The 8,340-nt window shown below is 68.2% G+C and carries 9 protein-coding genes; 4 read left to right on the forward strand and 5 right to left on the reverse strand.

The genetic code is table 11. From position 1 onward, the window contains the following. Positions 1-103: 103 nt before the first annotated feature. From H0U68_RS20765 to H0U68_RS20780, 4 genes are all read left to right on the forward strand, one after another. The gene (locus H0U68_RS20765) at positions 104-1,063 is read left to right on the forward strand and encodes an alpha/beta fold hydrolase (RefSeq protein ID WP_296358804.1); all 960 of its coding nucleotides are present in this window, start codon (positions 104-106) and stop codon (positions 1,061-1,063) included. 44 nt (positions 1,064-1,107) lie between these two features. Further along, on the forward strand, positions 1,108-1,560 hold the full coding sequence (locus H0U68_RS20770) for a VOC family protein (protein ID WP_296358805.1): 453 nt from the start codon (positions 1,108-1,110) through the stop codon (positions 1,558-1,560). Positions 1,561-1,729: 169 nt separating this feature from the next. After that, on the forward strand, positions 1,730-2,203 hold the full coding sequence (locus tag H0U68_RS20775) for a GreA/GreB family elongation factor (RefSeq protein ID WP_296358806.1): 474 nt from the start codon (positions 1,730-1,732) through the stop codon (positions 2,201-2,203). 179 nt (positions 2,204-2,382) lie between these two features. Then, on the forward strand, positions 2,383-2,781 hold the full coding sequence (locus tag H0U68_RS20780; RefSeq protein ID WP_296358807.1) for a VOC family protein: 399 nt from the start codon (positions 2,383-2,385) through the stop codon (positions 2,779-2,781). 149 nt (positions 2,782-2,930) lie between these two features. Here the strand turns inward: H0U68_RS20780 and H0U68_RS20785 are convergent, their stop codons facing one another. The 5 genes from H0U68_RS20785 to H0U68_RS20805 all read right to left on the reverse strand — a co-directional run bounded on the left by H0U68_RS20785 (position 2,931) and on the right by H0U68_RS20805 (position 8,230). Continuing rightward, positions 2,931-4,175, reverse strand: a complete 1,245-nt coding sequence (locus tag H0U68_RS20785) for an HlyD family secretion protein (RefSeq protein ID WP_296358808.1) — start codon at positions 4,173-4,175, stop codon at positions 2,931-2,933. Positions 4,176-4,205: 30 nt separating this feature from the next. Further along, positions 4,206-5,750, reverse strand: coding sequence for an MDR family MFS transporter (locus H0U68_RS20790; protein ID WP_296358809.1), 1,545 nt, complete (start codon positions 5,748-5,750; stop codon positions 4,206-4,208). 8 nt (positions 5,751-5,758) lie between these two features. Then, positions 5,759-6,304 (reverse strand): GNAT family N-acetyltransferase, encoded by a 546-nt coding sequence (locus tag H0U68_RS20795; RefSeq protein ID WP_296358810.1) that lies wholly within the window; start codon positions 6,302-6,304, stop codon positions 5,759-5,761. A gap of 92 nt (positions 6,305-6,396) precedes the next feature. Beyond that, positions 6,397-7,206: an alpha/beta fold hydrolase gene (locus H0U68_RS20800; protein ID WP_296358811.1), complete on the reverse strand. Its 810-nt coding sequence runs from the start codon at positions 7,204-7,206 to the stop codon at positions 6,397-6,399. 28 nt (positions 7,207-7,234) lie between these two features. Continuing rightward, on the reverse strand, positions 7,235-8,230 hold the full coding sequence (locus H0U68_RS20805; RefSeq protein ID WP_296358812.1) for an aldo/keto reductase: 996 nt from the start codon (positions 8,228-8,230) through the stop codon (positions 7,235-7,237). Between the last annotated feature and the right edge of the window lie 110 nt (positions 8,231-8,340).

Consider the following 8,340-nt stretch of genomic DNA (forward strand, 5'->3'; position numbering starts at 1 on the left):
CGCCGCCTGCTTGATGAAACCAATGATCTGCTCTTCGGTAAACCTGCTCTTCTTCATGTCCGTCATTCTCCTGGTTGACGGACCTCCTGGAATTTAGATTGGTATGGCTGTAAGGGGGCAGGTCACCAGGGGCAACGGCGCCGAGCAGGGTGAGTACCTCACGCATTTTCGCGCCGACTCGATCGTGCGGGATCTCGAACTGATCCGCGCCGAACTCGGCATCGATCGTTGGAGTCTGCTGGGCCAGAGTTTCGGCGGCTTCACCTCGCTCACCTATCTGTCGCTGGCGCCCGAGGGTTTGCGTGAGGTTTTGATCACCGGGGGCCTCGCGCCGATCACCAATCGGCCGGTCGACGAGGTCTACGCGGCGACATGGGTGCGCGTGCGCGAAGCGAATAAGCGCTATCACGACCGATACCCCGGAGACCTCGTTCGGTTGCGGGCGATCCTGCGCCGGCTCGACGACGAAAACGTCCGCTTGCCCAACGGCGACCGCCTCACATCGAACCGGTTTCGGCAGACGGGGATGTGGCTCGGCGATAGCGCCGGGTTTGAACGGCTGCACCACCTGCTCGAGCTGCCCTTTGGCTCGGCGGCATTCATGGTCGACGTGCAGATGGCATCTGCGTGGGAGCGTAATCCGATCTACGCGACGCTCCATGAGTCTTCGTACGCCGACGGCGGTGCCACCCGCTGGTCGGCACACCGGCTTGCCCCCGAGGACGCAGTGACTGGCGACCTGCTCGGAGCGGAGCATGTCTTCCCGTGGATGTGGGATGACTATGCGGGCTTGCGCGCGCATCGCGAGGCGGCGCAAATTCTGGCCCAGCATCCATGGCGGCGCCTGTACGACGCTGACCGCCTTGCCCGCAACGAGGTCCCTGTGGCAGCGACCGTGTATGTCGACGACGTCTACGTGGAGCGATCATTTGCCGAGGAGACAGCTCGCGGCGTTCGTGGGCTGCGGGCCTGGATCACCAACGAGTACGCCCACAACGGCTTGCGGGCCGATGGCGAGCGCATCCTGGGCCGCCTGCTCGACATGGTTCGTGGCCGGGCATAATCCGAGGGGGGTAGGTCCGTCGCTTACCCGTTGCAGGAGACAAAGTGACTGTCAAGCGTATGGACAACGTCGGCATCGTCGTGGAGGACCTTGCCGCCGCCATCGAATTCTTCAGCGAACTGGGTCTTGAGCTCGAGGGACGCGCCACCATCGAAGGGGAATGGGCCGGGCGTGTCACCGGCCTCGGCCAGCAACAAGTGGAGATTGCGATGATGCGTACGCCGGACGGCCACAGCCGTCTTGAGTTGTCTCGCTTCCTGGCGCCCCGCGTGGCTGATGATCATCGCAGTGCGCCGGTCAACGCTTTAGGCTACCTTCGAGTGATGTTCACCGTGGAAGACATCGATGACACGCTCGCGCGGTTGCGCAAACGTGGCGCGGAGCTCGTTGGCGAAGTGGTCCAGTACCAAGACACTTATCGCCTTTGCTACATCCGCGGTCCCGAGAAGATTCTGATCGGCCTCGCTCAAGAGCTTCGTCAGGAAGTGTCCTCCTGACAAGCAGGTGGGCCGGCAGTCGCAAGTGAGGATGGCTGCTTCCGGCCAAAAGCGGGCATTCGCGCAAGTTGCCCCGTATAAAAAGGCTTCCTTGTCGGAGCGTTCGGCCGTTTGGAGACCTTCATAATCAAGGCCTGCCCCCGCTTGCCTGAGATCCCTACCTTTCGTTATGGATAAATTCTTGTTGCAACAGCAGGTGCTGAAACGGCTTGCCGAAGACTTGCTGCAAGCCGAACAGGCAGTGCGGGCAGCCCATGAAACGGCGACTCACGAAGAAAACATCGCCGAAAACAAATACGACACATTGGGACTCGAAGCCGCCTACCTGGCCACCGGGCAAGTTCGGCGCGCCGAAGCCATCCGCAAGGCGCTGGCCAATTGGCGCCAGTTCCGCCCACGTCCCTACGACGTCAAAAAAGGTATACAGCTCGGCGCGCTGGTCTGCTTGGTCGATTCCGACGACAAGCAGCAACACCTCTTTCTCGGCCCGGATGGGGGCAGCATGAAGTTGGTCAGCGGCAGTCAGGTCATCAGCAGCGAAGCCCCTTTGGGCAGGGCCATGCTGGGCAAATGCGAGGGGGATGAGGTGTCGATAAAGGTCGCTTCAATCCAACAGCAGTTTGAGGTGCTGCGGGTTCATTAAGCCGTGAATGTCTCCTTTGGTCGGAAGCGGACATTCGCGGCCGCTGGACTGAGACTCCGCTTGGTGCTGGGGCTCGGCCCGAGCGCCACCTGCGAAGGGTTTGTCGATTCTGGCCCCCCTTGTTCGTCGTGCCTGCGGAGCTCCGAATGTCCGGAGCCCGACAAACGAAGGAACCCCCCATGATCCGGTCCATCTTCATCAGCCTGCCCGTTGCCGACCTCGCAGCCTCGGCCACGTTCTACAAGGCGCTGGGCTTCGAGCCGAACCCGCAGTTGAGCGACGATAGCGGCGCGTGCATGCGCTGGAGTGAGTCGATCCAGGTAATGCTGATCACGCACGCGAAGTGGCGCACATTCACGAAACGTCCTTTCCCGCCGGCCGGCAGCGCCGGGCATATGCTTTCGCTGGCGATGGACAGCCGCGATGCAGTAGATGCCATCAATCGCGCGGCTGCCGCGCACGGCGGGCAGGCCGACGCGAACCCGCCCGAGGACCATGGCTTCATGTACTCGCGCGATCTCGCCGACCCCGACGGCCACTTGTGGGGTGCGGTCTGGATGAATCCGTCCGCCGGGTAAGAAGTGATGCCGAGCGGAATGGAAGCGCACGCGTTGCGTCGACTCTCGTTGCGCCGCACAGCAGGTACTCCGTCGGCCTGAAACTGATCGCTGCCAGAGATGTGGCGTAGCTGATGTCGACACGTCCGCCCGGCGGCGCGTTCCTACCCTCAGGGCTGCGCCGCTGCCGCACTCGCCGGCTGCGCGGCCACGCGCGCCACTGTCCCCAGCTCCACCGCCACCACCGCCGACATCCCCGCTCGCAGCCTGTGCCCGCCATCCTGCACAGGCTCCAGCCTGATCTTCACCGGAAAGCGCTGCACCACCTTCGTGAAGTTGCCGGTCGCGTTCTCCGGCGGCAGCACGCTGAACATCGAGCCGCTGCCGTTGGCCAGGCTTTCCACCGTGCCCCTGAACGCCACGCCGGGATAGGTGTCCACGCGCACCGTCACCGGCTGGCCGGGGACCATGCGCTCGATCTGCGTTTCCTTGAAGTTCGCCTCCACCCAGGCGCTTTCGCCGCACGACGTGACGCTGGCGATCGGCTGGCCGACTTCCACGTGCTCGCCGGCCGCCACGCGGCGGTTCGTCACGTCACCGGGGCGGCGCGCCTTGATCTCGGTGCGGGTCAGCTTGATCTGCGCCAGCTCCAGTTCAGCTTTCGCCACTTCCACCTGCGTCTGCCGCGTGCGCATCGCCGCGTCGGCGGCGGCGAGCTTGGCGTCGCGCGAACGCACCGCCTGCTGGTTGCTGGCCTCGGCTTCGCGCAACGCCGACTGCTCCGCCGCGCGGCGCGCGCGCGCCGATTCCTTCTTGGCCTGCATGCCGCGCATGGCCGACAGCGCCACCTGCTGGCCGGTGCCGGCGTCTTCCAGGTGCTTTTCCGACAGAAAGTTCTGCGCGTACAGCTGCTTCGTGCGCCGCAAGCTGCCCTCTTCCGACGCCAGCTTCGCCTGCGCCACCGCCATTTCCGATTCGATCTGCTGCACCTCGTAGTCGACGGCCGCGATGCGGGCGCGGGCCGCCTCGGCCGACGCACGCGACTTGTCCATCTGCGCGCGCGAGTCGATGTCGGCCAGCGCCTGGTCCTGCACCGCGGCGTCCAGCTGCACCCTGGCCGAGTCCAGCGCCGCGGCTGCGCGGTTGCGCGCTGCGGTGAAGGCCTCCTTGTCCATCACCACCAGCGTGTCGCCCACCGCCACCGCCTGGTTGTCGGCGAAGCGCACGGCGCGGATGATGCCGCGCTCCTCCGACACCACGTCGGTGATGTCGCAGCGCACGATGGCGTTGTCCGTCTGCTCGGTATTGCGCGCGAAGAAAGTGAACCAGCCCAGCGCCACCAGCGACAGTGCCAGCACCGCCAGCGTGGCCACCCGATAGTCGCGCCACAAGCTCGTTCCGATTCCCGTTGCCATGTCCCGAGTGCTCCCTGTGCGCGTATGCGCCTAAGCCGCCTCGCGCCCCTGCAGGCGCGTCACGACGACGGCGGCCAGCAGCACCGCGAAGGCGGCGGCCACCAGTTCGAAGATGCCGTGGTAGGTGAGCACGCCCACCTGCTGCGTCACGCGTGCGCTCAGCAGGCGGTAGGCGCTCTGCAGCGTGGTGTGGTCGTCGGTGCCGCGCACCATGAAGAATTCGTTCACCCGCTTGAAGCGTTCGTAGAACAGCGGGTTGTGCACCGTCACGCTGTGGCGCACCGCGCCCCAGTTGCTCAGCTGGAAATGCGTGACCAGCGTGGCGAACACCGCCACCCCCAGGCTGGCGCCCAGCTGGCGCACGGTGGAGTCCAGCGCGGAGGCGGCCGGCACGTCGGCCCGGTCCACCGACATCAGCCCCACCGAGGTCAGCGGCACCAGCACCAGCGCCACCGCCACGCCCTGCAGGATCAGCGGCAGCATCATGTCGTGCAGGCCGGTCTCGTGCGTGAAGCCGGACATCAGCACCGCGCTGGCCAGCCCCGCGGCCAGGCCGGCGCACACCAGCAGCTTGGGCGGCACGCGCCTGAACAGCATGCCCACCAGCGGGAACACCACCATCATCACCAGCGCGCGCGGCGCCAGCGCGGTGCCGGCCTTGGTGGGCGAGAAGCGCAGCAGCTCCTGCATGTAGATCGGCAGCACGAACAGCGTGCCGGTGACCAGGAAATACAGCGCGAAGTTGAACACCACCACGCGGCGGAACTCCGGCACGCGCAGCACCCGCAGGTGCACCACCGGCCGCGGCGTCATCAGCTCGTGCGCGACGAACAGGGCGAGCGACGCGCAGGCCAGCCACAGCAGCGCCACGTTGGAGCGCGTTTCGAACCAATACAGCCGGTCGCCGCGCTCCAGCAGCCAGATCAGCGAGAACATGCCCACGGCCAGCAGCACCAACCCCGGCCAGTCGACGCCGGCCTGCGCACGTTCGGCGCGCGGCGGGTCCGGCGCAACGAACGACTGCACCAGCAGGAAGCCCAGCACGCCGATCGGCAGGTTGATGAAGAAGATGGCGCGCCAGTCGAGGTTGTCGATGATCCAGCCGCCCAGGAACGGTCCGAGGCTGGGGCCCACCATGGTGGTGGCGCCGTACACGCCGATCACCTTGCCCAGTTCGGTCGGGCCGAAGCTTTGCCGCAGGATCATCATTTCCACGGCCAGCAGCACGCCCGCCGCGCCGCCCTGCAGCACGCGCACCGCCACCAGCAGTTCCAGCGAGCGCGTGAGGCCGCAGGCCACCGACGCCGCCAGGAACACGCCGATGGCCGACTGGTACACGCGCCTGCGCCCGAAGCGCTCGGCCGCCCAGCCGGAAATCAGCATGCACACCAGCGCGGAGGCGGCGTAGCTGGTGCTGATCCAGCTGATTTCCGAGGCGGTGGCGGAAAACACGCCGCGCAGGTGCGGCGTGGCGACGTACAGCACGAAGGTGTCCAGCGTGCCCATTACCGCGCCGGTGAAGACGGCCAGGGCCCCGAGCCATTTGCGCAGCGCACTGCGATCCGCCGGGGCCATGCAGTGTCCTAGTCGCCCAGCGGCAACTGGCCCGCCGGCCAGTAGTAGCGCCACACCGGAACCTGCGAGCCCTCGGGCGCGTTCCAGGTGATGGTGCCGCCGTTGCGCGCGCCATGGCGCTGGTAGAAGCCCTGCGCGCTCACGTTCACGTGCAGCACCCACAGGTGCATGGGCAGCGCGGGCGCTTCGTCGGCACAGATGCGCGCGACTTCATGCAGCAGGCGCGTGCCCAGGCCGTGGCCTTGCAGGTCGCGCCGCACGTGCAGGTTGTCCAGGATCGAGCCCCATTCGGGATCGAAGCCGAGGAACGCGCAGCCGAAGGCCAGCACGTCGCCGCCGGCGCAGGCCACCAGCACGCGCTGGTTGGGCTTGGGCGCGGACAGGCGCTCGTTCCAGGTGGCGCGGCGGTCGGTGACGACGTCGGCTTGCAGGTACGCCGGGTTTAATGCTGGCGCGTAGGTGGTGCGCCAGCCGGCGACGTGCAGCTGGGCGATGGCCTCACGATCCTCGAAGGTCGCGGGGCGGATGCGGATGTCCTGGGTGTCCTTGTCCATGAATGCGTTCTCCCTGTCGCTGTGCTTGTCGCTACGGCAACAGCGTACATCGCCATGGAATTCCGCCGGGGACACCGACCGGGGCGCGAGGTTCATGCCGTGGCGTCCACCATCGCCTCGACCACGCGCGCCACGTCGGCCACCGCCGCCAGCTGCAGCGCGTGCGGCTTGCCCTCGCACCAGATGGGCTGGCCGCCCCACATGCGCGCCTTCGGCAGCGTCGCGTAGTAGGCGCCCTGCAGGAACGCGTCGTCGGTGGCGGCCACCACAGCCACCGGCACCGCCGCCCGGTCGAACAGCGCGCGCTCGTCGGCGATGGCGCCCAGGCTCGCGCCCAGGCATTCGCGCATGCGCGGGTCGGTGGCGCGGATGCCGGCGCGGATGCGGTCGGCCAGTGGGCCGTCGCCAGTGTTGACGAAGGCGCGCGCCATCAGCGTCTCCTGCTCGCGCGAGATCTCGGCCGCGAACAGCGCGCCGCCGGTCGGGTCGGGCTTGAACGCCGCGGCCAGCATGTGCGCGGCCAGCGGCGGCGCCGACAGCAGCACCAGGCCGCGCGCGCCCGGCAGGCGGTGCAGCGATTCCATCAGCACGTGCCCGCCCAGGCTCTGGCCCACCAGCCAGTAGCGCTCGGCACCGGACGTGGCGATGGCGGCCTCCACCGCGTCGCCGAAACCGCCGATGCTGTAGCCCCGCGCCGGGTCGCTTGCAGGGTCCGACGCGCCGTGGCCCGGCAGGTCCAGCGCCACCAGCCGCAGGCGCTGCCCCAGCGGGCTGGCCAGCAGCCCGGCGAAGTCGTCGGCGCCGCCGGAGTTGCCGTGGCACAGGAACACCACCGGGCCGTCGCCGTCGGATGCGAGGGCGGCGATGCGGCCGGCGGGCGTGTCGAGTTGGAGTCGCTGCATGGCGGTGTCCTTTGCTGCTGCCCTGCCGTCAGACGTTCACCGTTTTGAGCAGCGCTTCGGGATAGCGCAGGCCGTGCACCGCGCCGCCGGCGAACGCGGCGTCGAGTTCGCGCCGCGCGATCGGGCTTAGCCGGATGCCTAGCGCGGCGATGTTGGCCGCCATGTTGGCCTCGCGCCGGCTGCCCGGAATGGCGTGGACGTCGTCGCCCTTGCCCAGCAGCCAGGCCAGCGCCACCTGCGCCGTGCTGCAGCCCAGCGCCTGCGCGATGCCCTGCACCACGGCCAGCAGCGCCTCGTTGGCGCGGAAGTTGTCTTCCTGGAAACGCGGCAGGCGCCGGCGCAGGTCGCCTTCGGCCAGCGTGGCGGGCGACACCGCACCGGTGAGGAAGCCGCGGCCCAACGGCGAGTAGGCGACCAGCTTTACGCCGTGCGCGCGGCACATCGGCAGCACCGCCGCCTCCACGTCGCGGCTCCACAGCGAATACTCGCTCTGCAGGGCGGCGATGGGCGCGGTCTTGCAGGCGCGCTCCAGCGTGGCGGCCGACACCTCCGACAGGCCGAGCGCGCCCACCTTGCCCTGCTCCACCAGCCGCGCCATCGCACCCACCGTCTCCTCGATCGGCACCTCGGGCGTCTTGCGGTGCAGGTACAGCAGGCCGATGCGCTCCACGCCCAGGCGCCGCAGGCTGGCCTCGCAGGCAGCCTGGATGTAGTCCGCGCGCGAGTTGGCGGCGATGTTGCCGTCGGCCAGGCGCTCGATGCCGACCTTGGTGGCCAGCAGCACCTCGGCGCGCCGCGCGCCGAGCTCGCCCACGAAGCGGGCGAGCAGCTGCTCGTTGGCGCCGCGGCCGTACATGTCGGCGGTGTCGAAGTGGCGGTAGCCGAGCGCGAAGGCGGTGTGCAGCGCGCGCAGGTTGGCCTCGTCGTCGGCCGGCCCGTAGAACTCGCTCATGCCCATGCAACCCAGGCCCACGCGGAGTGTGGACACGCCCGCGAGCGCGGCGGTGGAAGCGGCGTTGTTCATCGTGTTGTTCCTCGTTCAGTGCAGGGAGACGGCCGGCGCCAGGCGCTCCGGCAAGGGGGCCAGCAAGGCATCGGCAGCGGCGGCCAGGCCGTGCCATGCGGCCGGCAGCG

Origin of the sequence: Ramlibacter sp., assembly GCF_013697775.1 — a bacterium.
Lineage (GTDB): Bacteria > Pseudomonadota > Gammaproteobacteria > Burkholderiales > Burkholderiaceae_C > Ramlibacter.